A 23,678-nucleotide genomic window follows, 5' to 3' on the forward strand; every position below is an offset into this window, starting at 1 on the left:
ATACGCGTTCAAAAAGCGACTTTTTGAACTCACTCTTGTATTTAAGTAAATAAGGACAGAGCGTAATAATTACGCCTTGTCCCCATTGTAAACCTATTCAACAAAATGCTCAAACCCATAAATCATCCCAGTGTATGTCATCACCTTTTTGCAGGCAACACTTACCCCTGGCATATAAGAGGATCTTTCATAGGAATCATTGCGTATTTTCAGTGATTGACCTGCAGCGCCGAAGATTACTTCTTGTTGTGCAAACACCCCAGGTAAACGCACACTATGTATCCGGAATCCCTCATACAATGCACCGCGAGCTCCATCAATCGTTTCTTCTTCACTCGGATTTCCTTGACGGAATTCATCACGATTCTGTGCAATAATCTCTGCTGTTTTCACTGCTGTACCTGATGGTGCATCTAGCTTCTGATCTCCATGATACTCAATAATTTCAACATGTGGGAAATATTTTGCCGCTTGTGCAGCAAATTTCATCATCAGAATGGCGCCGATCGAGAAGTTTGGTGCGATAAGCCCGCCAATTCCTTTTTCCTGACAAAGCTTGTCCAACTCTTCGATCTGCTCAGGGGTAAACCCTGTCGTTCCAATTACAGGACGTACTCCATGCTTAATCGCGATCTCTGTATGGAGTACGGCGGAATGCGGCAGTGTAAAATCAACCAGCACATCCGCCCCACTCTCAACTAGAGCAAGCTCCAGATCATTCGTAACGGCAATTCCGCAAGGTTTCATACCTACAGCTACGCCAGCATCTTCCCCTTCTGTAGTACGATTAACCGCGGCTACCAATTCGAGTTCTGGATCATTTAATACCATCTTTACAACTTCACGGCCCATTTTTCCATAGGCTCCTGCTACTGCAACTTTAATACGTTCACTCATTCTTATCTGATTCCTTCCTATCTAATCCCAAATATTGAGATAATTGTACTTGGTAATTAAGAAGCAATTCCTGTGCGAGTTCATGTTCAGGTTCAAGCCTCAGCGCTTCCTTAATAACATGAATAGCTGGATAGTAATCTTCAAGCTCGACATACGCCTCAGCTAGCAGTAAATAGGCTTCAATTAATAGGGGGTCCCACTCTAACGCCTGTTTCAAGAGAATAATCGATGCATAAGCAGATTCTGCGGTACCATCTAAGCGATGTTCAGTCTGCCGGGTTAACTCTTGTGCCTGCAGTCTTAATATGTGCTGTCGGTACACTTCGTTATTTGGCTCTAGCTGTGATGCTTGATACGCATATTGCTCTGCTTTTATTAACTTATTACTCCGAAAATAGGTGATAGACAGACGGTAGTACAATGAAGCATTGCCCGGATCACTTTCAATTGCTTTATGAAACCAATCAATAGCTGCTTCAAAGTCACTTAGCAACAAAGATTCATAAGCTTTTTTTATTAAAAAATCGCTATCCATGACCATCCACCTCAACTTGCATGTGATATACTGGCTTGGGGGATGGTACATCATATGTAGCTATTGTTTACTCGGTTCCCTTTTTTGTCCAACGGTTCGCATCACGCGTATTGAACTTATTTAACACTTTATCATGTGCCTCGGTCAAATCAATACCAAGTGAGTTAGCAAAACAGATTGTAATGAACAGGATATCACCAAGTTCCATTTCAATGGAGTTTGCCTCTTCGGTCGATTTTTTAGGCTTTTCCCCAAATTCATGATTGACCTCACGAGCAAGTTCACCCACTTCTTCGGTCATACGAGCAAGCATGGAAAGTGGTGAGAAATAACCTTCCTTGTATTGAGAAATATATTCATGTACTTCATTCTGTAGATCTTGAAGCGAACGTTTCGTCATCATTCACCCTTCCTTTACAACTTTCTACCCCTTATGTTAACTGAAAGCTGAAAAGTTGACAAATCATTTATCAATCGAGGAGGACCACTGTTGTCACAAGCATCCCTATTATCCAAGCTTCGCAATCTCATCCCGATCTCACTAGGTACAGCCATTTTTGCATTCGGCCTTCATTTCTTTGTAATCCCTAACAAATTGATGGAAGGTGGCGTAACGGGTATCGCCATTTTGCTCAATTATATTTTTGATTTGCGGCCTTCCCTCACTTCCCTTTTACTGAATATTCCTTTATTTTTCGTTGGATGGAAGTATCTCGGGCGTAATGCCATGTTCTATACGATTTATGGAACGATCTCTTTATCCTTTTTCCTATGGATTATGGAAATTCTTATTGCTCATGATTTGATCACACCATTTAATGCTGAGCATGACTATATTTTAGCTGCTTTATACGCAGGGGTTACAATCGGAATTGGACTAGGGATTGTATTTCGTTTTGGAGGTACAACAGGCGGGGTAGATATTCTAGCTCGGATTTATAGCAAAAAAGGCGGACGCAGCGTCGGACAGTTTATTTTCTCAACAGATGTTATCATTATCGGTTCCTCACTATTTTTTATCACCTTAGATAAAGTCCTTTATACATTAGTCACTGTCTTTATCGCCTCACGCGTAATCGATTACATTATTGAAGGGGCTTATGAAGCCAAAGCCTTCACCATCGTCTCTTCGAATCCAGATGCCATTGCAGAACAAATCACCTCGCAGATGGAACGTGGGGTCACGCTGTTCCATGCACAAGGTGCTTATTCCAAAGAAGACAAGAGAGTCGTCTATTGTGTCGTATCTCGCTCCGAAATACGCCAGCTAAATCAAATTGTTCGAGCAATCGATCCACGAGCTTTTATCGTTATAAGCAATGTACATGATGTACTTGGAGAAGGATTTAAGGACGAATAACACTACTCCCAACCACTCTCTCCGCTTTTCTTGCGTGATTTGATGGTCGTCTGCTGCGATTGATACATACGGATAGCGGAATAAGTTAATGTAAGCAATATAATCGATCCTAAGAGTATCGTCCATAGGATTGGCTCCTCTGGTACATATACAGGCCCAAGTGTTTCTTTGTCATCACGACCAAATAAGATATTCGTCTCTTTACGCAAATTGTCTAAACTCATCGTAAGCTCCGTCATGGCATAAGGATTATGGCGGAGCTGCGCTTTGGTCAATGTGAGCAAGTTCTGGACAGGTTTAATCTCCTCTGGATTCTTCGTTATTTGGACCGCAGGCTGTATTCTCGTATAGTGCTTCATCAGATTCGCAAAGGCAGCATCTGCTTCGATCCGCTTCTCCTGCTTCACACCTGTGTATATTCTTCTTAAATCATCCATGATAACGCTGTAAGCTTCATTCCACAGTGGATGTAATTTATGGCTAAGCGCATCTGTCATATAGCGAACTTGCGCAGCAGCTTCTATGCCATTTTCTGGTTGAAATCGAAACACACTAAACACATTAATTGCATGATCCAATGTTGCGAGTATCGTATCAATTCCGGTTGCAGTCGTCATCTCTTGTAATGGCAATTGCGCAAGCATACGCTGCATTGCTCTTAAATCCTCTAATGTGGCCAGTGGATCGCATTGTTCTGCTTTCCTATACATCTGGTCACTTCTTTTGTTTAGCGTCTCTAAGTCCATCTGTTGCTTCTTATTTCCTTCTGCCTGGTTCACTTCCCCTTTATCCTTAGAAGGTGCTGCTAGGGCTTGCACATCCCCACACACACCCGATAATCCAATTAGTAGGATCAGATAACAGCTGAATATACGCCATTTGCGCTGCAAAAAAAACATGGACATTCCCTCCTCACAACAGTGTATGGAGGGCTGTCCTGTTTTAGACCTTCGCTTGCTCGCCGATTTGAACCGTTCGATTACGAAGCTGCATATAAATGATGGCGGTTACAATACACATGAAACTTAAACTAATTGTAAAAGTTTTAACAATGTCCAGATCATTTAACAGCGTGTGTGATAAATAAGGGAAAATGCCTTTGTTGTAATCCATAAAGTCATTCCATAATGTCCAAGCCGCTGCACATAGAACAGCGCCCATGCCATATCGATAGAACGCACCAAATAATAACACTTCAAACGCCATACCTAAATGAGAAAAAATAAGCATGAAATGCTGCCAAGAAAGCGGATCCCCCAGATAAGCACCAGCTACGATCATAGTGACTGCCCATATTCCATATTTAATAGAAGTAATAACTGCAAATGCTTCAATAAATCCTCTCACTGCACGAGAAAATTTCGTACTTGGTTCTGCCTTCGGAAACATCAGATATACCAAACTTAATGTGAAAAATAAGCTTGCTGTCGGTGAATCCGGTACGAACGGTAAATACCAAAGAGGTTCTGTATCCGCTATATCAACAAGCTGTCCCCAGTACCAATAATACCCATACACCGTCCCTAATAAATTAATTAGGAACACCATCCATAGAATCGGACGGCTTAATAAGAATGACTTACTCCAAAAAAAAGACATTTGCAACGATTCTCGCCCCATTCTATGTACAATTACTTCTAAACATTTAAAAAGAACCTGACCGTATTTGTTGTACAGTCAGGTTCTTCATCATCGTGCATTTATTTTTTCTGTAGCGCGAGCCATGATACCATCTTATCGATATCTGCATCTGACAAACCTAGATTTTTGTTAGCATCGTACTGAGCGCCCATTCCGCCAATACCTTCTTTAACAATCTTCATCAGCTCATCTTTCGGATGCTTATCACCGATTCCAATTAAGGTAGGTCCAATTTTACCTTTTAAGTCTCCACCATGACATTGGATACAAGAAGATTTCTGGAAGACTTCATAACCAGGGTCATCTTTAGCAACAATTGCTGATGCTGCTTTCTTAGGTGCTTCACCTTTATTGCCACCGCCAGCAGCTGCTTTCTGCGCATGTAACTCTTCTTCACGCTTGATATGCTCAGGAACCATACCTTTTTCCTTGAGTTCAAGCTGGTAATGGTGCCAAGAGAATACTGTCAAATATGTAACAGCTGCAAGTGTCACAAGCATAATGGATGATGCGATTGGTCTTTTGTAGAAGCGACGCTCTTTACCTGTATCAAGAAATGGCGCAAGGATAAGTGCACCAAACATAATACCTGGAACTAGCATCGTACCTACGATTACGAAATCACCAGCTGCGTAAGGGTACTTCAATAGTTGATACATGAACAAGAAGTACCAATCTGGCATTGGAATTACCGTTGCCATTGGGTTAGCTGGATAGCCTAGTGGTGCTGGATCGGACATTACCAAGCACAGTACGCCAACAAGAGCTACTACTGCAACCATCCACTCTTTTAAAAGAAAATTCGGAATAAACGCTTCCGACTTACCCGGATAGGATGTATAATCGGGCGGCGTTATGAAACCTTTACTTTTACGAACACGGGAATCCCCGACATATACGATTTTTTCATTAGATTTAGGGCCATGTGCCATCTTAAGTCACTCCTTTCTCTTATAGAGGTCCAGAAATACCTTGCTTACGAATCATGAAGAAGTGTCCTGCAAGCAAAGCAAGTAGAACTGCCGGTAAGAAGAATACATGTAGTGCGAAGAAACGAGTTAACGTTTGAGCGCCAAGAATCTCTCCACCTTGCAGGAATGTCTGGATGTAAGGTCCTAAGATAGGTACGGAAGCGGCGATTTTAACACCTACTTGTGTTGCAAAGTAAGCTTTGTTATCCCATGGTAACAAGTAACCTGTGAAACCAAGTCCAAGCATTACCATGAAGATAAGCATACCAACTACCCAGTTCATCTCACGAGGAGCTTTATATGAACCTGTGAAGAATACACGTAAAGTATGTAAGAACATCATAACGATTACTAAGCTCGCACCCCAGTGGTGCATACCACGTACGATTACACCGAATGCCACTTCGTGTTGAATGTAGTCAACACTCGCGTAAGCATTAATAATATCTGGTGTGTAGTACATCGCAAGGAACATACCCGACAAAATTTGAATCGCTGTAATAAAGAACGTCAAACCGCCGAAGCAGTAAACGAACGCTGAGAAGTGATGGGCTGGATTCACGTGCTCAGGAACTTCATGATCCGCAACATCTCTCCACATTGGCGTGATGTCAAGACGTTCATCAATCCAGTTGTACATATTCTTAAACATTGATTAAACGCCTCCCTATTTCACTCTTGTGTTGGCATGAAGCTCGCCAACGTATACAAAACCATTCTCGATTTTGACCGTATACTGATCAAGTGGTGCCGAGGCAACAGCAAGCTGTTTCCCATCAATTGTGTAATGGGCACCATGGCATGGACAAGCATACTGATCTTTAAGTGTAGGGTTACCATTCCAAGTAACCATACAACCTAAGTGCTTACAAGTTGGATTTAGTGCGAAGATCTCACCTTTACTATCCTTGGCAACCCATGCTTCGAATTCAGGATCACTTTCGTACCATCCATCCACTTGATGCATCGCGAATTTAAACGCTTTCGGTTCTGTTCCTACTTTTGCTTCTTCAACGACTTTTACCCAATTTGCTTTAGCTTTCGGCTTGAGTACTGGATCTACCGCAAAGCGAAGCATTGGTACGACTACACCTGCAGCCATAAAAGCGGTTGCGCCACCTAGCGTATAGGTAAGAAACTGCCGACGGGACACTTCGCGTCTCACGGGTTTCTTATCCTGTTGCTCATCATTGTGATTGTTGTGATCAACCATTGTGTCGTTTTTCCCCCCTAAACATTTGCTCGTGTAAGGTGACTAACCTTGTCATATTCAACGTCTCGTTCGACCTCATATTACCATCATAAACTAGGACATAATAATAATAATCCACGACTTTTGGGGCGTCAATAATGTCAAGCTTTGATATTGACGCGGTTTCGGGACTATTCTGTAAATTTAACCGAATTGTCACAACTGTGATTTAGTTCATTGCACTCCACATTGCTTGGACCGCTTTTGCAATATTCTCATGAATCAATTCTGGATTTTCCTGTAATTCTCCTGCATTTACATATAAAAATATATCTGCATCCTGCAGCTTCAATTGCTCATATGCAGCTTGTGTCGTTAATACGATGACATATTTGAAAGAATCTTCCTTCAATTTATGGCACAACTCGTCCAATGCTTGTTCAATCTGGCCTGTTTCCTGATGCAAGACATAATGTAAAGCTGGATATGTAATCACTCTGCCTCGAAATGGAATCTCAATACAATCCATCGCATCACGCAGTAATTCGAGCTTATCAGTTGCTTGCCAAGGTGACTCTGATCCACTTAGACCCGTAATAGGCAGTAAACACGTATCGAGATAAGGCTTGAGTTCTTCCCACTTACTTGATTCTACATCGCTAAACTTCATCACTTTTCACTCCTCGTCTTAATCGCTACTTTAAGATGCATCGAAGGAGAAGTCAATAACAAAAAAAAGCATATGAAACGCTTCATATGCCTCCCCTTACTATGTGTATTGTATGGAACGAATGCTGCATAAACCTAGTATTGCAAAGATTTAAGTTCAGTGGTGAGAACTAGGAAGGAAGCTTCGTCTCCGTCAGCTAACGCGCTATCTATAGCTTTGTAGAGATGTTCTTGTCTATGTTTACGAATAGATTCATCCCACACCATTTCCGCAAACAGACTTAGTAAAACCTCATTGGAAACATTCATTTTTCCCATCATACCTACCTCCAAGCATTGTTCACGCTTTTCGTTAGCAGCAATTGTATCTGTTCTGTTCGTTTCGTTTGTTCCTGCTCCTACTAAAGCATATTCACTTCTTTGCACACCGCTAAGTACAATAGCCCCCATCCCGATTAATGTGTCTTTACCTAACGGGGATCCGAGATGTGATTAGGCCATTTAATCACTTCATCGTCTTTCACTTGTATACCTCGAATAATGAAACTGCCAACACGCGAAAGACGAACCACTTGTTTGCCTTGTTCCGTTTCACCAATCGACAACAAACCTAGATGCAACATCATCTGTGTTAGTCTGAAATCAAAGATAGACTCCGCTTGATCATAGTAGAATGGACTGATGAGTGGGCATAACACTTCCTTTAGTGAGGATACGTCAACCCAATCCTTAGTAAGTCGCTCCATCCACTGAACCAAAGCTTCTAAATTCGGTATCGGTCCTTTGTATAACCGTAACCAGAACTTGTACACATCTTGGATCAATTCCTTTTGATTCAGCAAAATACGTTCGGTGCCTATGTCTGTAAGCTGGAGTCTCCCATCTGTTTCTCGAATAAGAGCGTGGAAGTAACAGTAGTCATAGATGAGTGAGAATCGATTGGGATAGTCTTTAAACATCCTGCCGTACCCGAAACGCCATCCCCCTTTTGAAACGTTTGCCTCTCGTACAGATAACTCTTCCAAGGCAGCAGCTAATGTGCGCTTATAGATTGTTCCATCTGCAGCTAGAATGACATCATTGGATCCTACGAATTTCAGGAATTTATGAATATCTTCCACAATAAGCCGATGTTCCTCCCGATATACAACTGGATCTTTCGTCCATTGCAATCGTTCGAGCATCCTACGACCTAGCACATCACAAAATCGTTTCTTCAAATCATTGGGCACTTGAAACAAATATTTAGTCTGCGGGGAATGCCCGTGAAATAACCACCCAAGCTTTTTGAACCTTACGATAAGATCTCTTGGGTTGAAGTTGTCTGAATCTTCTTTTTCAAACTTAGCCTGCCTGGCACGTGCCGTTAATTCTTCTAGTGAGAATAGCGCTTTCGTATCAAAAAGAAGGGAGTTAAGGAATCGAACTTCTTCCAAGCTTAAATCTGCGATTTGCTGTTCAAATACATCCTTACGATTCACAGTACTGAGAATGGATTGAATCAAGTCATTCTTCGAGTGCGAGTTACACTCACAATCGTAGGTAGATGCGATTCGATTCAAATCTTGTATGTCTGCATAAGTCAGCATATCCGCTAGATTCATCTTGGCTACCTCCACTTTTAGTAACCATTATTGGATTATTTTAGAAAAATATTCCTACCCTCTCAAAATCTCTTTTTTGGACAAATAAAAAAAGCACTTAATCTAAGTGCTTTGTACAAGAATATAACGAGCAGGACCAAGCATTCGCGTCCCTATGAATAATCGTTAATGACGTATTCGTAATCCATCCATTCTCTTCTTCTAAACCAAGAGAACGAACAGCTTGACCAATATAAGAACCATGAGAGACGACAAGAATACGAGCATCTGGCTTGTTTGCGATCCATTCATCAGCAAAAGCAGTCCAACGTGCGAACAAAACATCATCTTGCTCCATACCAAGATCTTGCGTGCGCCACTGTTCTCCCCAACGCTCCAATCGCTCACTTAGCGTCGTTCCTTCACATTCACCGAAACTTCTTTCCCGAAGCAGTGGATCTGTTCCATGCAGAGGAATACCCGAATATTGCGAGATGATCTCAGCTGTCTCATGCGCACGTAGCAAATTGCTGCTCACTATGAAATCCCAGTCACTTGATTTAAGCTTCTTCCCCAATAATGTAGCTTGCTCTCTACCTTCTTCAGTTAAATGCGTGTCAATCTGTCCTTGCAATTTACCAAGTTTGTTCCACTCTGTACTCCCATGTCTCACAAGTCCAAATGTCGTCATAATTTCCTCCTATAACAAGGCACGCTTGTTACGATTTCATTCGCGTAAACCAGTTCATAATTAATATCATACTAATAAACCCTAGGAGAGACAACACTAGCAAGTAATCCGGATAGGAGTCAATCGGTCCCACTTGAAACCGAACAGGTTCTACAAACGATGAAGATACATTCGCCACTGCCGTTGTCATCGTCTTCTTACTTATTCCTTTATAACCGCCCTGAGCATCAAGTGCTTGCGGTGCTTGAATGGAGTAGATCGAGCTGTCGTCTACTGCCGATCTACTTCCCATATCGTATATCATCGTAAAAAGAATGGAGCCTAAGGATAAAATTAAGCAGAACGAAATCGCAACAAGGAGATTTCTTCTCATTTTGCGAGAGAAAGCATACATCCTCTCAGGTACAGGCAAGCGCCATGAATCATCTTCATAGATACGCTTCATTACCTTGGAAGATATGGAATTCTCTTCACGATGCGAAGAATAGGAAGATAACTGCTGTGCAGATTCATCCATCGCAGATCGAATCAACTGTGTACTTTCCTGCCAAATTTGAAACTCTTCCGCGCACTCCGCACAAGTCAGCACATGCTGATCAATGGCTATACGCTGTGGAGCATCTTCTGGCATATCCCAGTAGTCACCTAACTGCTCTCTTACCTCGTTACATCTCATCTTGTATTCATCCCTTCATAGTCCTCATACGCTGATTCCACAAAGTACGGTTCAAGCTGTACTTTTACACTCGCCCGAGCACGAAAGAGTAAGGACTTGACTGAACTAACCGTTTGACCCAGTATATTCGCAATTTCTTGATAATCCTTACCATCATATTCTCTTAAAATAAGCGCTGAACGCTGTTTTTCCGGCAAAGCATTAATCGCTTCCCTTACCTTGATCACACGCTCACTGCGAATCAAAGCATGTTCCGGGTGCGTATCAAGTGGTGCATGTGGTAGAACTACATTATCTTCAAGCGAGCAACTGATTGCCTTATTCTTACGGATTTCACTTAATACGGTATTACGTGCAATTGTATATAACCAAGTTGAAAAGGAAGCTTCAACTTCACGGAATGAATGGATACTGCGATACGCTTTATAGAAAGTTTCATTGCATAGATCCTCAGCCATGGTCTCTAGACCTGCTGTACGGACCATGTGATAGATAAAGGACAATAACTTACGTTCATAACGACGCATTAATTCACCATATGCTTCGCTATTACCATCTTTAATTTCACGAATCAACTGGGAGTCAATCATGACGCAGGTCCTCCTACTCTTTCATCATGCCCCAGCCTCTCAACATGTTTTACTACAACATGCCAAGAAAGTTGCGCACGGATTCAAATTAAAAAAATTATTATTTCTGACAATTAATGTGACTATTCTACACATATTCGGCTGATACAGCCTAATCCCTGCTTTTTTCGACAATAAACCGATATAAATATACATTCCAAGAAATTTTTATTTCATTTATGTAACATTTTCCAATCCGAATCAGTATATGGCTCAACCTTTCAAAAGATGACGCAAAAAAAAACCGCCTGAGCAATTCAGGCGGCTGCACATTGTGCAATTAATCGGATAGGAGTGGAGAGAAACCATACTGTACTTTTATTATATGTATACGTTTACATTCTGTCAATGGTTTTTTTGAAAACGCTGTCTTTTTTATTTGAACTAAAAAATCCAGCTTCTATCCCTCACTCTTCATCCGATCCATCACTTCTAAATACAGCACCTGAAGAAACTTCTTAATATTCACTTTTCCCTTCTCGGGTTTATCTTGATCATCGATTTCTTTCATCTTGAGTCTTACGTCTTGGAATTCAAAATACAGTGGGGCATAATGCTCAAACTTTGGATTGCTATAATCCGTCAGTCCAATGCTAGCAATGTTCGTTAGTGCGGCATTGACTGTACGCCGAATACGCTGCTCAATCGCTTTACATTCTTTATCAACGTCCAATTGTCCAACTTTATGTGAACGAACGGTTATTTCATATAACTCTTTAAGCGGCGGAATGCCTGCTGCCTTATGATGTAAGGTTAGGTGCTCGATAATATCCATCACATCTCGGCCACCACTTTCGCCTACGATGCCTAAATCCATAAGAATTTGATGCATGATCTCTCTAGCAGTCCGTTTCTTGCGTGGTTGATCCAGTCCTGTATGTAGTAAGTTCAGCTTCGTTAACGACTCTCTAATTTCTTGCAAAGAACGGCTAATCTTCCACTGCTCATTCACTTTAGAGAGTACCGCTTCGACTTCAATCTTATTGATTGGTTTTTGGATATAATATTCGACGCCGGCTTGATACGCTTTGCCGATCATCTCTTTATTTTCAATCTGCGAAATCATAACATATTTCCCTTGGAATCCTTGTTCCTTCAGGCGAATAATCGTCTCAATCCCATCTTGATCAGGCATTAATAAGTCAATGACGACAACATCGGGTGTTGTCTCAAGCAGCACTTTCTCACCTTCAATTCCGCTTCCTGCTGTTCCAACGACTTCGCCAAGTCCGCCTTTTTCGATAATCGTCTGCAGCATTAATCGACTCACTGCATCGTCGTCCACAATTCCGAATGACAGCATGATCTCTACACTCCTTTTCTCAACGTATCCGTCAATAAGGTGATAACGAAAGTTGTCTGCGCAGCCTGTTCACCACTTTGTAGATGAATGTCTCCACCTAATGCATGCACAATATCACGAACATGGGAAAGACCGATTCCTGTAGCAGCAAAGCCCTCTTGGTTAAACTTAGTTGTGAAACCCGGTTCGAAGATCATATCTCGATCCTGTTCCGTAATACCAGTACCTGTATCCGCAACAATAAGTATCGTCTCACCCTGTTTTTCATCTGCATAAATATGAATCATGCCTTGTGATTCTATCGCTTCTACGGAATTAGATACTAGGTTGTTCAATATCGTGAGCAGCGGCGTAAAGTGATCCGTCCAGTAATCAATGCGTATATCACTCTGAAAATCAATGGATTTACCCAACATATTGCTGTAACCACGGTTGGATTTAATGGAGAAATCGACAACCTCAGCAAGCCGCATTTCCGATGCGATATCATGATCGAACAGCTTAAAGAGACCCGCAAGGATTCGTTGAGAATCCTTCTTCACCTCATGAATTTGTTGTGTAATTTCGAGTATGCTTCGCGAATATCTTTTGAGACCTGCATGATTAACTTCCTGATATAGATTGTGGCTTTTGGCTGTAATCTGCTCGATTGTATCCATCGACTTTTGCAAATAAAATACTTCGCCATACAATCCACTGTTCGTATTTAGCATCTGCTCAATGCGCTTCTGCTGCTCACTTTGTATGCCTCGCATTTGCGTAATGGAGAAACTGCTGTAGATTCCGATGACAAAGTAACTACGCACAAGTGCCGTCACCGTAATGAACATCCACTGGTCCGGAAACATAAACGGCTTATTGAATATCAAGCTTCTTGCTAACAGTTCGATCTCATTGGATACCAAATCAACAATCGATATATAGATCCCTAGCAAGAATGGATGATAGTCCTGCAGCTTGGCTTGAATTCGGCTCATAATGATACCAAAAGCAACATAATACAACGTAGCTGGCAGATGAACCTGCATACTGTCTAGCACATTGCTAAGTTCGTATGAGGCCACCATATCCCGTATCGTACGAAACAACAGAACGGTAATCCCCGTTACAATCCCCGTATACACGTAAGGAAGGTGCCTCATGAGCAGCAGACACAGCAGAAAAGCGCTGCTGCCAAGTCCAATTCGGAACACCTCTCCGCTAAACGGAATAATTTTGAATTCTCCGGCAATTGCAGTCACAATCGCAACGAGAATCATTTGTATACCTTCATTCTTCAAGCGTCCTAGCATGACATCCCCCCTTAACATCTATTGTAAATCTTGAGGGGGATTTGTCTATACAACTTTGGCCTCTAGACGGCGTGCAAAGATAGATAGTGCGTAGTTGACTGTGAAGTACAGAACCGCAACCATAAACAAGACTGGGAATATATGTTCATCGTTATGCGCCATAACAATTTTTGCATGATTCATAAGCTCTGGCAAAGCAATCGCAACAGCAAGCGAAGTATCTTTAAGAAGTGAAATAAACTGGCTCACAAGCGGGGGTACCATTCGACGAATCCCTTGTGGCATGATAATAAAACGTAATGTCTGCGTATAACTAAGTCCTGAAGCTCTTGCAGCTTCAATCTGACCTTTATCTATGGACTTTAGCCCGCTCCTCACGATTTCCGCTATCATCGCACCTTCGAAGATCGTTAAGGCAATAATTGTCGCACTAGCAGGACTTAACTTCAAGCCGAATTGCGGCATCGCTAAATAGGTAAAAATGATAACAAAGAGAAGTGGTAAATTCCGTACTAACTCCACCACTACGGCGAAAATCTGTGACAAGACTGGCAGCTTCGTGTATCTAATTGTACCGAGCACACAACCTACAATGAAACTTAATACAATCGAGATAAAAGCTACCTTCAGTGTTAAATAAAACCCTTCTAATATAAAACGTACATTATCTATCGAAAATGCACCTATAAAATCCATATGCTCACCTCCTCATTGTGTTAATCAACTAGTTCTAGCCAGTCTTCGCTCCAAATATAGGGATAAGTAACTAAGTGGTAGAGTTAGAATTAAATACAGAACAGCAACGAAAAAGTAAGTATCAACAGTAGCATAAGTTTCACTTGCGATATGGTCACCAAAGTACATTAAATCTAGTCCTGCGAACATCCCTAGAACGGATGAGTTTTTCACCAAGTTAATAAATTGATTACTAAGAGGCGGAATTACGATCTTAATCGCTTGCGGCAAGATAACATGCCACATCGTCTGAACATAGGTCATACCTGTTGCACGAGCAGCTTCGGATTGCCCCTTTGGCACCGCCATAATGCCTGCACGAATGGCTTCAGCAATAAAAGCAGCTGTATAGAATGTTAACCCCGCAGTTCCACAAATAAAGCCACTTAGAGTGATTCCCATATAAGGAAGTCCAATATAGAAAGCGAAAACAACTAAAAGCAGAGGAATGTTTCGCATGACCTCGACATACGCCGTCCCAAACCATTGCAAAGGCTTGATGTTTGTTATACGAAATATCGCTATAATCGTACCAATAATGAAACTGCCTATCAGTGCAATCACACTCGACAATATCGTGTATCCGAAGCCCTGCATATAGGTATCAAAGTATCTTGTGAAAATTGTAAAGTCCATCTTAATCCTCCCCCTATACAGAAGATGGGTGGCAGCAGCCACCCATCACTTGCTCCATCATACGCTTATTTGGATGGTGCCTTACCAATCCATTTTTCATAGATTTTGTTATACTCACCATTGGATTGAAGTTTTTTCAACGCATCATTTACTGCTGTTACAAGTGCAGTCTCACCTTTTTTAATGGCAATACCATAAGGCTCATCTGTGAATGGAGGCTCGTTCACAACTTCAAATTTATTATCTTGTGCCACCATGCCGTACAAGATTGCATTATCTGTTGTTAAAGTATCCCCTTGACCTGCTTTAAGTGCACTGAATGCATCTTGGTAGTTATCGAACTCTAGAACTGTTGCTTCTGGAGCTTTTGCTTTGATATTAGCAACGGAAGTTGCCCCTTTAACAGCAAGTACTTTTGTACCCTTCTTCACATCAGCAATACCTTTAATCGCACTGCCTTTTTTCACAAGTAAAGATTGACCTGCTTTAAAATAGACATCGGAAAAATCAACCTGCTTCTTACGCTCTTCGTTAATCGTCATCGTAGCAACAATCATGTCAATTTCTTTGTTGTCCAACATCGGAATACGTGTCTTGGACGTTACTTCCTTCAGCTCAATCTTCTTCTCATCACCTAGAAGCTCTTTCGCTAACGCTTTCGCAATATCAACGTCAAAGCCTTCAACTTCATTGTTCGTCGGATTTTTGAGACCGAACAGCTTTGTATCATACTTCACGCCAACAACAAGCTTCCCCTTACTCTTAAGCGATTCTGGGCCAGTTCCGCTTGCTGCTGCAGCCGCAGGGCTTCCAGCAGGACTTGCTGCCGCACCTTCTGTTGAACTTTTACCGCAACCTGTTAATACGAAAGCAAGTGCTAGTGTGGAAACGATACCGCTTGTTAACCATTTTTTTGTCTTCATGAATCTTCATCCCCTTTTATTTGTTAATGATGTAATACCCGATTTAGGAACAGCCTTGCTCTCTCCTCACGAGGACTCGTGAAAAACTGCTCAGGAGGCGATACCTCCAATATTTGTCCTTTATCCATGAACACAACGCGATCAGCAACTTCTTTGGCAAATCCCATTTCATGTGTCACTACAACCATCGTCATCCCTTCACGTGCAAGCGTTTTCATAACATCAAGCACTTCGCCTACCATCTCCGGATCAAGTGCAGACGTTGGTTCATCAAACAGCATAATCTTAGGTTTCATCGCGAGGCCTCTGGCAATCGCCACACGCTGCTGCTGCCCACCAGACAACTGAGAAGGGAAACTCTGTGCCTTATCAGCGATTCCTACCTTCTCGAGATAATTCATGGCTAGTTCTTCCGCTTCTTTCTTCGCCATTCCTCGTACATTAATCGGGGCAAGCGTGACATTATCAATCACTTTCATATGCGGGTATAAGTTAAAATGTTGAAACACCATTCCAATGTCCCGACGCAGCATATTCACATCGGTCTTTTTATCATGAACTCTAAATCCATTCACATTAAGATATCCTTTTGTAATCGCTTCCAATTGATTGATACAACGAAGAAGTGTACTTTTACCAGAACCTGATGGCCCTACAACAACGACAACTTCCCCTTGATTAATTGTAAGATTAATACTTTGTAGAACATGAAAATCACCATAATACTTCTCAACTTGCTCAAAAATAATCAATTGAACCACTCCTTTCTGCTAAACTATGATCGTATGTATCTTGCTTATTGTTGTTACATCTAACTATCACGACATACCTATACAAACATATACAATCCGACATCGATTATTCAAAAAAAGTTCAAATTATTTTAAAGGAATAACAAAAAAGACCTTGCTCTACTTGGAATAGTAGGCAAAGTCTTCTGAATTTGGTTGTTATACATGAATAGCAAACTGCTCATGTAATAGCTGTGCGGCACGATCTGCGTCGTCTTGCTTTCGGAAAGATAAGCGAAGAATACCAGGCACATAATCACGACTTTCAAAAATATGAAGATTGCTCAGGTTGATCTGCTGCTGACCTAGTTGTGTAGCAATCGCTCCAATGATACCCGGTTGATCGGGGATATCCACATATATATCGTACTGGGAAGGCAGCATCCCCTTACGACGATCTGGAACCGAACGACGGAAGTCATTCGCTTTCTGGAACTGCGATGCAATACCTTCGGCATCCTCATTCTCAAGCAATTGAATGAACTCATCAACTTTCGTGTTCCAATCCCCTAACAATTTAAGCAGAATGTCACGATTGTTAATGAGAATATCACGCCAGATCGTTGGTTCAGATGATGCAATCCGTGTAATATCGCGGAAACCACCCGCCGCAAGCAGCTTATATAACGAGTTTGAATCGTTATAATCACAAACTTGATTCACGAGCGCTACAGCAATAATGTGCGGCAAATGCGAGATCGCACCTACAATCTCGTCATGCTCTTGCGGATTAACCTGAATGATCTGTGCTTTCGTCCAATATAACAAGTCCGTTAATCGATCAATGGCAGGCTGTGGTGTGCCTTCACTTGGGCACAGCACGTAGAAAGCATTTTCAAAAAGATGAGAAGATGCTGCTTCGATCCCTGATCGTTCAGAACCTGCCATCGGATGACCGCCGATAAAGTGAACGTGCTTTAGGTTCAAGCGACTTGCGCAAGCTGCGATCGAGCCCTTGGTCGATCCAACATCTGTAAGAATGCAGCCCTCTTTAAGCGGCAGTGTAGCAAGTTCCTCTAGATATGTATCTAACAAAGATACAGGCACACATAGCACAATTACATCGGCATCTACAACTGCTTCAACCATCGAAGTCGTCGCCTCATCTACAACTTGCATTTGGAGCATTTTATCTACAGATTTCTGACTTGGTGAATGCCCGACAATCGTATAACCTGGCTTCCCCTTCAAACAAAGCGCAAGTGATCCACCAATCAAGCCTACGCCAAATATAGCTATTCTTGTCTTCGTCATGGCATTCAACCTTCTATTATGTGTATTTACTCTTAAGTCCGCAGCTTAGCTTACGTTAGGCTTGCACAGTAACTTCTGCTAGTACTTCCTCTAGAGCATGAGCGAGTTTCGTATTCTGTTCTTGAGAACCAATTGTCACACGAAGGTGATTCGGCATCCCCCATTGTGGGTCAAAGCGAACGATGAATCCTTTACGTAGCAGCCCTTGGAACACTTCGCTGCCTGGGCGCTTTACATCAACCATAATAAAGTTTCCGTGTGCGGGGAACGCATCTAAGCCAAGACGTATAAATTCTCCTTGCAAATATGCACAACCAACAGCATTATCTTCACGACATTTCGCAACGAAATCTTGATCTTTAATCGCTGCTATTGCAGCTGCTTGCGCAATACGAGTCGTATTGAACGGCTCACGTACTTGGTTAATCGTATGAATCACATCAGCGTGACCGATACCATATCCAATACGTAGTGCGGCTAAGCCATATACTTTGGAGAATGTACGAAGTAAGATCAAGTTCTTGTAAGATGCGAGCAATTCAAAGCTGCGTGGGTATACGCCGCTTGTATCATATTCACAATAAGCTTCATCCAAAACAACGAGCACATGATTGGGTACAGCTTTCATGAATGTTTCTACTTCATCATGTGTGACCATCGTTCCAGTCGGGTTATTCGGGTTACAAATCCATACAATCTTCGTCTTATCGTTCACACGTGCAAGCATACCCGGTAGATCGTGCTTCCCATTAATATGAGGCACTTCTACACAAACCGCATTCTCGATTTCTACATTGTGCTTGTACTGAGGGAATGTTGTTGTAGCCATGATCGTCTCATCGCCAGGTACTAAGAATGCACGAGCAAGCATCAGAATGATTTCATCGGAACCTGCACCAAAAATAATCTGATCCGTGTTCACACCGTAGTGTTCAGAGACAGCTTGAGTAAGTAGCACAGCTGCTCCATCTGGATATAGGTAAAGTTGGTTCAATTCCTCAGCGATCGCTTCTTTTACTTTTGGTGAGAAACCAAATGGATTCTCGTTGGAAGCGAGTTTCGTAATTTCGCTAAGTCCTAGTTCGCGTCTTACTTCATCTGTTGATTTCCCTGGTTTATACACAGGAAGATGTACAATGTTTGATTTTGGTTGCACAATAATCACCTCGTCTGGTTTTGTGGTTGGAAAGGCGTGATCAAAAAAGTTTAAACGTAGTGAAAAAGCAATAACTGGAGAAGCGTAGCGGTCGACTTTGAAAGAGTGAATATACCATAACATCAATTCAAAAGTTCACGATTTCAGGAGGATCGGAAGTTATTCTTTTTCACGCAGTGACAAATTTTTTTGACCAAGCGCTTGAAAATTATTGTTTTAATTGTGCCACAAAATCGCGAATTTGCAAGAGATTGTAAGATTTAGTCTGTGGGTTATCGGATTGTAAGCCCTCACCTAGCTCTCCGATCTTACGAACGAGTGCACTGCCAACAACGACACCTTCACACACTTTTTCAAATTGGGCAACATGCTCACGTGAACTGATCCCGAAACCTATTGCAATCGGCAACTTTGTTGCACGACGGACACTTTCTATAAACTCATGAATCCCACTGTGGAATTCAGACCGCACACCTGTGACGCCTAATGATGATACACAATATATAAATCCTGATGCGTTACCCACAATCTTAGCAACACGATCATTGGAAGTTGGTGCCACAAGTGGTATTAGATGAACACCATATTGCTTAGCGATCTCTCGTACTTCTCCCGCTTCTTCATACGGTAGATCTGGAATGATAATACCTTCAATGTCGCTTTCCTTTATTTTTTGGAAAATAGAAGAAAGTCCAAGTTGTAGAACAGGGTTAAAGTAAGTAAAGAGAATAAACGGCAACTGTGATCCTTCGCGTCTTGCTTGTTTCGCTACTTCCAGACAATCTAACAGCGTAATGCCATTCTTAAGTGCACGTTCAGATGATGCTTGAATTACAGGCCCATCTGCGAGTGGATCTGAATAAGGAACCCCTAACTCGATGAGATCCGCGCCTGCTTGTTCAAGTTCATGTATGATGGCAACGGAATGATTAGCAGATGGGTCACCCACTGTTAAAAAAGGAATGAGTGCACTACGACCTTGCTCCTTTAAGCTTGCGAAAATGGCATCAATACGATTATTACTCATAGCGCATCCCCTCCTTCTGCAAGATAACCCATTATCGCTGCTACATCTTTGTCACCACGACCGGACAGATTCACAATTACGAGTTGATCTGGAGACATCGTTGGTGCGACTTTTAGTAAATGCGCAATGGCATGGGCGCTTTCTAGCGCAGGAATAATACCTTCTGTACGAGAGAGTAATTGCAGCGCATCAAGGGCTTCTGCATCTGTAATCGGTACATATTCAGCACGTGCAGTATCGTTAAGATAAGCATGCTCAGGTCCAATACCTGGATAGTCTAAACCTGCTGAAATCGAATGAGCAATTTTCACCTGACCATATTCATCTTGGAGCAAATAACTCATTGACCCTTGGAACACACCATGCGTCCCTTTGGTAATCGTGGCAGCATGTTCTTCCGTATGAATCCCTCTACCAGCAGCCTCCACACCGATTAATCGAACGTCTTGATCTTCGATAAACGGATAGAACATACCAATCGCATTCGATCCACCGCCTACACACGCAATAACCGTATCAGGAAGACGACCTTCTTTATGCAAAATTTGTGCTCTTGTCTCATCTCCGATCACGCGCTGAAAGTCACGAACCATCATTGGATACGGATGAGGACCCACCGCGGAACCTAGAATATAGAACGTATCATGTACATGCGATACCCAGTAACGAAGAGTTTCATTACCCGCATCTTTAAGTGTGCGTGACCCGCTTGTCACAGGAATTACTTCTGCACCCAGAAGTTTCATGCGGAAGACGTTCAATTCTTGCCTTTGCATGTCTTCTTCACCCATAAATACCTTGCATTCGAGCCCCAACAAAGCCGCTACTGTTGCGGTTGCAACACCATGTTGTCCTGCTCCCGTCTCAGCGATCACTTTCTTCTTGCCCATTCTTTTGGCAAGTACGGCTTGACCGATTGTGTTGTTAATCTTGTGTGCACCGGTATGGTTTAAATCTTCACGCTTTAAGTAAATTTTGGCTCCACCTAGTTGCTCCGTCAGACGCTTCGCATAATAAAGTGACGTCGGTCTACCGGAATATTCCTTCAACAACTGATTCACTTCTGCGATAAAATCAGGCTCAACCGCATACTTGCGATACGCTTCTTCGAGCTCATGTAAGGCATTCATTAATGTTTCAGGTACATATTTCCCACCGAATTTCCCAAATCGACCATGTTCATCAGGTACTTTAGTCATTAGTCTTCAACCTCTCCACGAATTTCTTTATTTTCTCTATATCTTTCCGTCCATCGGTTTCTACTCCACTTGATACATCGACACCATCTATTTCGTACGCATCCACTAGTATCCGCACATTATCGGGATGCAGTCCACCAGCTACGATTAACTTCACACCTGCATGCTTCGCCCACTCCGTAAACCTCGGAATCAGCTCCCAGCGAAATACTTGCCCAGAACCTCCACCATATACCGGATCATGCGTGTCAAGCAGCAAGGCGTCAATAACACCAACATAGCTAACTAATCTTGCAAGAAATGATTTTGACAAAGGAGCATCTACACTTAACTCTGCATGCTCCCCTTTGATCGAAATCACTTTATACACTTGTACACCGAACTTCTGTTTAACCCATTTGCACAAATCTGGCGATTCCTCACCATGAAGTTGAATGACATCAAGCGAAGCATGCTCCATAACTTGTGTCAATTCCTCTTGCGTTGGATTCATGAATACACCGACTGTTAGAGGCGTTCGACGATCTTCTTGCTCTCTCATTTGATTTAAGAATGCGATCATCTCGCCAGCAATTTCCTTCGTCACTCGCCGTTTACTCGGTGCAAATACAAATCCAATTTGATCAATGGGTAATGATTGAATAGATTTTAGCACTTCAACGCCCTGAAGTCCACATATTTTTATTGTAGGTTTCATCGGCTATAACCGTCCCACCAATTGATAAACAGCCTCTTCGACAGATTGCTGACGCATGAGATGTTCGCCAACGAGCACCCCGTGAGCACCTACTTGCTGTAAATACCCGATGTCTGCTGCCCCTGTAATCCCACTCTCGCTAATAACTGTGCGGTCACTTGGAATGTGTGCGATCAACTCTTCTGTCGTTTTCAAATCGGTAACGAAAGTCCGTAAATCTCGATTATTGATCCCAATTAACGTTGCATCTAATTCCAGTGCCCGCTCTAGCTCTGAACGATCATGAACTTCAACTAGCACATCCATACCCAGATCACGACTCAAACTCAAATACGATTTCAATTGTTCATCACTTAGAATGGCTGCAATGAGCAGTACTGCATCTGCCCCGAGCATACGAGCTTCATAAATTTGCAAGGGATCAATTGTAAAATCTTTGCGCAGCAGCGGTATGTTTACCGTCTTGCGAATGACCTCTAAATACGCATTACTTCCTTGAAAATAATCCACATCTGTGAGTACCGATATACAATCTGCGCCTGCACGCTCATAAGATTCAGCAAGTTCAATGGGATGAAATTGTTCACGAATGAGTCCTTTGGATGGCGATGCCTTTTTCACTTCGGCAATAAGTCCCATCGGACGATTTACTCGCGAAGTTAACTTTGCTTCAAATCCTAGACATGACTTCATCTCTGCAATTTGCTGCTCTGCCTTTGCTGGCGACAGTTTCAAGCGTAATTGTTCAACTTCTGCTAATTTTGTTGTTACGATTCGATCAAGAAACATGGCTGTATTCTCCTGTAAATGAGATTAGTTGTTGCAGTTTACGTGCCGCTTTTCCCTCGTCAATAATATCAGCTGCAAGCTTAATCCCTTCTTGGATTGAACTTGCAAGCCCTGTGACGAAGAAACAAGCTCCACTATTGGCGAGCACGATGTCGCGATATGCGCCGTGTTCCCCTGCAAACACATTATGGATAATGGCAGCGTTGTAAGCCGCATCCCCACCTTTTACATCCGCAAGCGAATATGTTCGAAGCCCTAATTCATCTGGTGAAATCTCATACGTGTGAATATCCCCATGACGTAACTCCGTTACCTTCGTAGGTGCTGAGATTGAGATTTCATCTAATCCATCTAGTGAGGACACGACGAGAGCCCGACGTAATCCCAACTCTCTTAGTGAATGAGCTAGCAGTTCTGTCTTATTACGATCAAACACACCGAGCAGCTGGCGATCTGCTCCTGCAGGATTCGTCAGAGGTCCCAGTAAGTTGAACACCGTCCTAACACCAAGCTCACGACGCGGTCCTGCCGCATGCTTCATCGACTCGTGATACTGCTGCGCGAACATGAAGCAGATACCCAATTGATCCAGACAAGCAGCAGACTCATGACCGGACAAGGAAATGTTCACACCTAGAGCTTCCAAGACATCCGCAGAGCCACTTCGAGAGGACATGCCTCTATTCCCATGTTTTGCCACCCGAATGCCACCAGCAGCCGCTACAAGCGCTGAAGCTGTCGAAATATTGAATGTACCTGCTCCATCTCCACCTGTTCCACACGTATCAAGCAAATTGCGCTGTTCAGTGGGAAGATTCATCCCCTTCAATCGCATCACTTCTGCAAAGCCAGTCACTTCATCGATTGACTCACCCTTCATTCGAAGTACAGTAAGCAATCCGCCAATCTGAGCAGAAGTTGCCTCCCCATCCATGATGTTTGCCATCACAGCACGCGCCTCTTCCCGACTTAAATGACTGCCGCCAATCACCTTCGCAATCGCTTCTCCAATTGTGAATTGTTTCTCCATCG

The 23,678-nt window shown here is 42.5% G+C and carries 28 protein-coding genes and 1 pseudogene; 1 reads left to right on the forward strand and 28 read right to left on the reverse strand.

Annotated features, from left to right (window positions below; genetic code table 11):
• Positions 1-93 precede the first annotated feature (93 nt).
• From dapB to NV379_RS06265, 3 genes are all read right to left on the reverse strand, one after another.
• The gene (gene dapB, locus NV379_RS06255; protein ID WP_258206432.1) at positions 94-897 is read right to left on the reverse strand and encodes a 4-hydroxy-tetrahydrodipicolinate reductase; all 804 of its coding nucleotides are present in this window, start codon (positions 895-897) and stop codon (positions 94-96) included.
• Positions 890-1,432 carry a tetratricopeptide repeat protein gene (locus NV379_RS06260; RefSeq protein ID WP_258206433.1) on the reverse strand — a complete coding sequence of 181 codons (543 nt, stop codon included), beginning with the start codon at positions 1,430-1,432 and terminating at the stop codon, positions 890-892. Before NV379_RS06260 ends, dapB begins: the two co-directional genes overlap by 8 nt.
• Positions 1,433-1,499: 67 nt before the next feature.
• A complete protein-coding gene (locus tag NV379_RS06265) occupies positions 1,500-1,832 on the reverse strand; it encodes a nucleotide pyrophosphohydrolase (protein WP_258206434.1) in 333 nt (110 codons plus the stop codon).
• A 90-nt stretch (positions 1,833-1,922) separates the two neighbouring features.
• On the opposite strand from NV379_RS06265, the gene NV379_RS06270 reads away from it, so the two are divergent.
• Positions 1,923-2,792, forward strand: a complete 870-nt coding sequence (locus tag NV379_RS06270; protein WP_258206435.1) for a YitT family protein — start codon at positions 1,923-1,925, stop codon at positions 2,790-2,792.
• A gap of 2 nt (positions 2,793-2,794) precedes the next feature.
• Here NV379_RS06270 and NV379_RS06275 read toward each other — a convergent pair whose 3' ends face one another.
• From NV379_RS06275 to trpD, 25 genes and pseudogenes are all read right to left on the reverse strand, one after another.
• Positions 2,795-3,691 carry a sporulation protein YpjB gene (locus tag NV379_RS06275; RefSeq protein WP_258206436.1) on the reverse strand — a complete coding sequence of 299 codons (897 nt, stop codon included), beginning with the start codon at positions 3,689-3,691 and terminating at the stop codon, positions 2,795-2,797.
• 43 nt (positions 3,692-3,734) lie between these two features.
• Positions 3,735-4,391: a DUF1405 domain-containing protein gene (locus NV379_RS06280; RefSeq protein ID WP_308860253.1), complete on the reverse strand. Its 657-nt coding sequence runs from the start codon at positions 4,389-4,391 to the stop codon at positions 3,735-3,737.
• 101 nt (positions 4,392-4,492) lie between these two features.
• Positions 4,493-5,365 carry a menaquinol-cytochrome c reductase cytochrome b/c subunit gene (locus tag NV379_RS06285; RefSeq protein ID WP_258206438.1) on the reverse strand — a complete coding sequence of 291 codons (873 nt, stop codon included), beginning with the start codon at positions 5,363-5,365 and terminating at the stop codon, positions 4,493-4,495.
• Between the two features lie 19 nt (positions 5,366-5,384).
• Positions 5,385-6,056, reverse strand: coding sequence for a menaquinol-cytochrome c reductase cytochrome b subunit (gene qcrB, locus NV379_RS06290; RefSeq protein WP_258206439.1), 672 nt, complete (start codon positions 6,054-6,056; stop codon positions 5,385-5,387).
• A 15-nt stretch (positions 6,057-6,071) separates the two neighbouring features.
• Positions 6,072-6,617 carry a QcrA and Rieske domain-containing protein gene (locus tag NV379_RS06295; protein WP_258206440.1) on the reverse strand — a complete coding sequence of 182 codons (546 nt, stop codon included), beginning with the start codon at positions 6,615-6,617 and terminating at the stop codon, positions 6,072-6,074.
• 208 nt (positions 6,618-6,825) lie between these two features.
• The gene (locus tag NV379_RS06300) at positions 6,826-7,266 is read right to left on the reverse strand and encodes a DUF2487 family protein (RefSeq protein WP_258206441.1); all 441 of its coding nucleotides are present in this window, start codon (positions 7,264-7,266) and stop codon (positions 6,826-6,828) included.
• 134 nt (positions 7,267-7,400) lie between these two features.
• Complete coding sequence (locus NV379_RS06305; protein ID WP_373426087.1) at positions 7,401-7,586, reverse strand: IDEAL domain-containing protein; 186 nt, start codon at positions 7,584-7,586, stop codon at positions 7,401-7,403.
• Positions 7,587-7,634: 48 nt separating this feature from the next.
• Positions 7,635-7,748, reverse strand: a pseudogene (locus NV379_RS06310) (gamma carbonic anhydrase family protein); the annotation flags it as partial.
• Positions 7,736-8,869, reverse strand: a complete 1,134-nt coding sequence (locus NV379_RS06315) for a hypothetical protein (protein WP_258206442.1) — start codon at positions 8,867-8,869, stop codon at positions 7,736-7,738. The gene NV379_RS06315 and the pseudogene NV379_RS06310, both read right to left, overlap by 13 nt.
• Positions 8,870-8,966: 97 nt before the next feature.
• Positions 8,967-9,539, reverse strand: a complete 573-nt coding sequence (locus NV379_RS06320) for a histidine phosphatase family protein (protein WP_258206443.1) — start codon at positions 9,537-9,539, stop codon at positions 8,967-8,969.
• A gap of 28 nt (positions 9,540-9,567) precedes the next feature.
• Positions 9,568-10,215: an anti-sigma factor family protein gene (locus tag NV379_RS06325; RefSeq protein WP_258206444.1), complete on the reverse strand. Its 648-nt coding sequence runs from the start codon at positions 10,213-10,215 to the stop codon at positions 9,568-9,570.
• Entirely contained in the window at positions 10,212-10,805 is a 594-nt protein-coding gene (locus tag NV379_RS06330; protein WP_258206445.1) for an RNA polymerase sigma factor, read from the reverse strand. The genes NV379_RS06325 and NV379_RS06330 overlap by 4 nt, the downstream gene beginning before the upstream one ends.
• Positions 10,806-11,244: 439 nt before the next feature.
• Positions 11,245-12,147 (reverse strand): response regulator, encoded by a 903-nt coding sequence (locus tag NV379_RS06335; RefSeq protein ID WP_258206446.1) that lies wholly within the window; start codon positions 12,145-12,147, stop codon positions 11,245-11,247.
• Positions 12,148-12,152: 5 nt separating this feature from the next.
• On the reverse strand, positions 12,153-13,439 hold the full coding sequence (locus NV379_RS06340; protein WP_258206447.1) for an ATP-binding protein: 1,287 nt from the start codon (positions 13,437-13,439) through the stop codon (positions 12,153-12,155).
• A gap of 45 nt (positions 13,440-13,484) precedes the next feature.
• Positions 13,485-14,135 carry an amino acid ABC transporter permease gene (locus tag NV379_RS06345; protein WP_258206448.1) on the reverse strand — a complete coding sequence of 217 codons (651 nt, stop codon included), beginning with the start codon at positions 14,133-14,135 and terminating at the stop codon, positions 13,485-13,487.
• A 24-nt stretch (positions 14,136-14,159) separates the two neighbouring features.
• Positions 14,160-14,810: an amino acid ABC transporter permease gene (locus NV379_RS06350; protein ID WP_258206449.1), complete on the reverse strand. Its 651-nt coding sequence runs from the start codon at positions 14,808-14,810 to the stop codon at positions 14,160-14,162.
• A gap of 65 nt (positions 14,811-14,875) precedes the next feature.
• On the reverse strand, positions 14,876-15,733 hold the full coding sequence (locus NV379_RS06355; RefSeq protein WP_258206450.1) for a glutamate ABC transporter substrate-binding protein: 858 nt from the start codon (positions 15,731-15,733) through the stop codon (positions 14,876-14,878).
• Positions 15,734-15,756: 23 nt separating this feature from the next.
• Positions 15,757-16,485: an amino acid ABC transporter ATP-binding protein gene (locus tag NV379_RS06360; protein ID WP_258206451.1), complete on the reverse strand. Its 729-nt coding sequence runs from the start codon at positions 16,483-16,485 to the stop codon at positions 15,757-15,759.
• 198 nt (positions 16,486-16,683) lie between these two features.
• The gene (locus NV379_RS06365) at positions 16,684-17,778 is read right to left on the reverse strand and encodes a prephenate dehydrogenase (protein ID WP_258206452.1); all 1,095 of its coding nucleotides are present in this window, start codon (positions 17,776-17,778) and stop codon (positions 16,684-16,686) included.
• Between the two features lie 55 nt (positions 17,779-17,833).
• A complete protein-coding gene (gene hisC / locus NV379_RS06370; protein WP_258206453.1) occupies positions 17,834-18,934 on the reverse strand; it encodes a histidinol-phosphate transaminase in 1,101 nt (366 codons plus the stop codon).
• A 208-nt stretch (positions 18,935-19,142) separates the two neighbouring features.
• Positions 19,143-19,961: a tryptophan synthase subunit alpha gene (gene trpA, locus NV379_RS06375; protein ID WP_258206454.1), complete on the reverse strand. Its 819-nt coding sequence runs from the start codon at positions 19,959-19,961 to the stop codon at positions 19,143-19,145.
• Positions 19,958-21,160 carry a tryptophan synthase subunit beta gene (gene trpB, locus NV379_RS06380; RefSeq protein ID WP_258206455.1) on the reverse strand — a complete coding sequence of 401 codons (1,203 nt, stop codon included), beginning with the start codon at positions 21,158-21,160 and terminating at the stop codon, positions 19,958-19,960. Before trpB ends, trpA begins: the two co-directional genes overlap by 4 nt.
• A complete protein-coding gene (locus tag NV379_RS06385) occupies positions 21,153-21,857 on the reverse strand; it encodes a phosphoribosylanthranilate isomerase (RefSeq protein WP_258206456.1) in 705 nt (234 codons plus the stop codon). Before NV379_RS06385 ends, trpB begins: the two co-directional genes overlap by 8 nt.
• A gap of 3 nt (positions 21,858-21,860) precedes the next feature.
• The gene (gene trpC, locus NV379_RS06390; protein WP_258206457.1) at positions 21,861-22,646 is read right to left on the reverse strand and encodes an indole-3-glycerol phosphate synthase TrpC; all 786 of its coding nucleotides are present in this window, start codon (positions 22,644-22,646) and stop codon (positions 21,861-21,863) included.
• Entirely contained in the window at positions 22,636-23,676 is a 1,041-nt protein-coding gene (trpD, locus tag NV379_RS06395) for an anthranilate phosphoribosyltransferase (protein ID WP_258206458.1), read from the reverse strand. Before trpD ends, trpC begins: the two co-directional genes overlap by 11 nt.
• Positions 23,677-23,678 lie beyond the last annotated feature (2 nt).

This window comes from Paenibacillus radicibacter, from assembly GCF_024721995.1.
Lineage (GTDB): Bacteria > Bacillota > Bacilli > Paenibacillales > NBRC-103111 > Paenibacillus_AM > Paenibacillus_AM radicibacter.

Bases quoted from the DNA above. Each gene is read 5' to 3' on its own strand.
- dapB (WP_258206432.1), bottom strand. From the start codon at position 897: ATGAGTGAACGTATTAAAGTTGCAGTAGCAGGAGCCTATGGAAAAATG.
- NV379_RS06260 (WP_258206433.1), bottom strand. From the start codon at position 1,432: ATGGATAGCGATTTTTTAATAAAAAAAGCTTATGAATCTTTGTTGCTA.
- NV379_RS06265 (WP_258206434.1), bottom strand. From the start codon at position 1,832: ATGACGAAACGTTCGCTTCAAGATCTACAGAATGAAGTACATGAATAT.
- NV379_RS06275 (WP_258206436.1), bottom strand. From the start codon at position 3,691: ATGTTTTTTTTGCAGCGCAAATGGCGTATATTCAGCTGTTATCTGATC.
- NV379_RS06280 (WP_308860253.1), bottom strand. From the start codon at position 4,391: ATGTCTTTTTTTTGGAGTAAGTCATTCTTATTAAGCCGTCCGATTCTA.
- NV379_RS06285 (WP_258206438.1), bottom strand. From the start codon at position 5,365: ATGGCACATGGCCCTAAATCTAATGAAAAAATCGTATATGTCGGGGAT.
- qcrB (WP_258206439.1), bottom strand. From the start codon at position 6,056: ATGTTTAAGAATATGTACAACTGGATTGATGAACGTCTTGACATCACG.
- NV379_RS06295 (WP_258206440.1), bottom strand. From the start codon at position 6,617: ATGGTTGATCACAACAATCACAATGATGAGCAACAGGATAAGAAACCC.
- NV379_RS06300 (WP_258206441.1), bottom strand. From the start codon at position 7,266: ATGAAGTTTAGCGATGTAGAATCAAGTAAGTGGGAAGAACTCAAGCCT.
- NV379_RS06305 (WP_373426087.1), bottom strand. From the start codon at position 7,586: ATGATGGGAAAAATGAATGTTTCCAATGAGGTTTTACTAAGTCTGTTT.
- NV379_RS06315 (WP_258206442.1), bottom strand. From the start codon at position 8,869: ATGAATCTAGCGGATATGCTGACTTATGCAGACATACAAGATTTGAAT.
- NV379_RS06320 (WP_258206443.1), bottom strand. From the start codon at position 9,539: ATGACGACATTTGGACTTGTGAGACATGGGAGTACAGAGTGGAACAAA.
- NV379_RS06325 (WP_258206444.1), bottom strand. From the start codon at position 10,215: ATGAGATGTAACGAGGTAAGAGAGCAGTTAGGTGACTACTGGGATATG.
- NV379_RS06330 (WP_258206445.1), bottom strand. From the start codon at position 10,805: ATGATTGACTCCCAGTTGATTCGTGAAATTAAAGATGGTAATAGCGAA.
- NV379_RS06335 (WP_258206446.1), bottom strand. From the start codon at position 12,147: ATGCTGTCATTCGGAATTGTGGACGACGATGCAGTGAGTCGATTAATG.
- NV379_RS06340 (WP_258206447.1), bottom strand. From the start codon at position 13,439: ATGCTAGGACGCTTGAAGAATGAAGGTATACAAATGATTCTCGTTGCG.
- NV379_RS06345 (WP_258206448.1), bottom strand. From the start codon at position 14,135: ATGGATTTTATAGGTGCATTTTCGATAGATAATGTACGTTTTATATTA.
- NV379_RS06350 (WP_258206449.1), bottom strand. From the start codon at position 14,810: ATGGACTTTACAATTTTCACAAGATACTTTGATACCTATATGCAGGGC.
- NV379_RS06355 (WP_258206450.1), bottom strand. From the start codon at position 15,733: ATGAAGACAAAAAAATGGTTAACAAGCGGTATCGTTTCCACACTAGCA.
- NV379_RS06365 (WP_258206452.1), bottom strand. From the start codon at position 17,778: ATGACGAAGACAAGAATAGCTATATTTGGCGTAGGCTTGATTGGTGGA.
- trpA (WP_258206454.1), bottom strand. From the start codon at position 19,961: ATGAGTAATAATCGTATTGATGCCATTTTCGCAAGCTTAAAGGAGCAA.
- trpB (WP_258206455.1), bottom strand. From the start codon at position 21,160: ATGACTAAAGTACCTGATGAACATGGTCGATTTGGGAAATTCGGTGGG.
- NV379_RS06385 (WP_258206456.1), bottom strand. From the start codon at position 21,857: ATGAAACCTACAATAAAAATATGTGGACTTCAGGGCGTTGAAGTGCTA.
- trpC (WP_258206457.1), bottom strand. From the start codon at position 22,646: ATGTTTCTTGATCGAATCGTAACAACAAAATTAGCAGAAGTTGAACAA.
- trpD (WP_258206458.1), bottom strand. From the start codon at position 23,676: ATGGAGAAACAATTCACAATTGGAGAAGCGATTGCGAAGGTGATTGGC.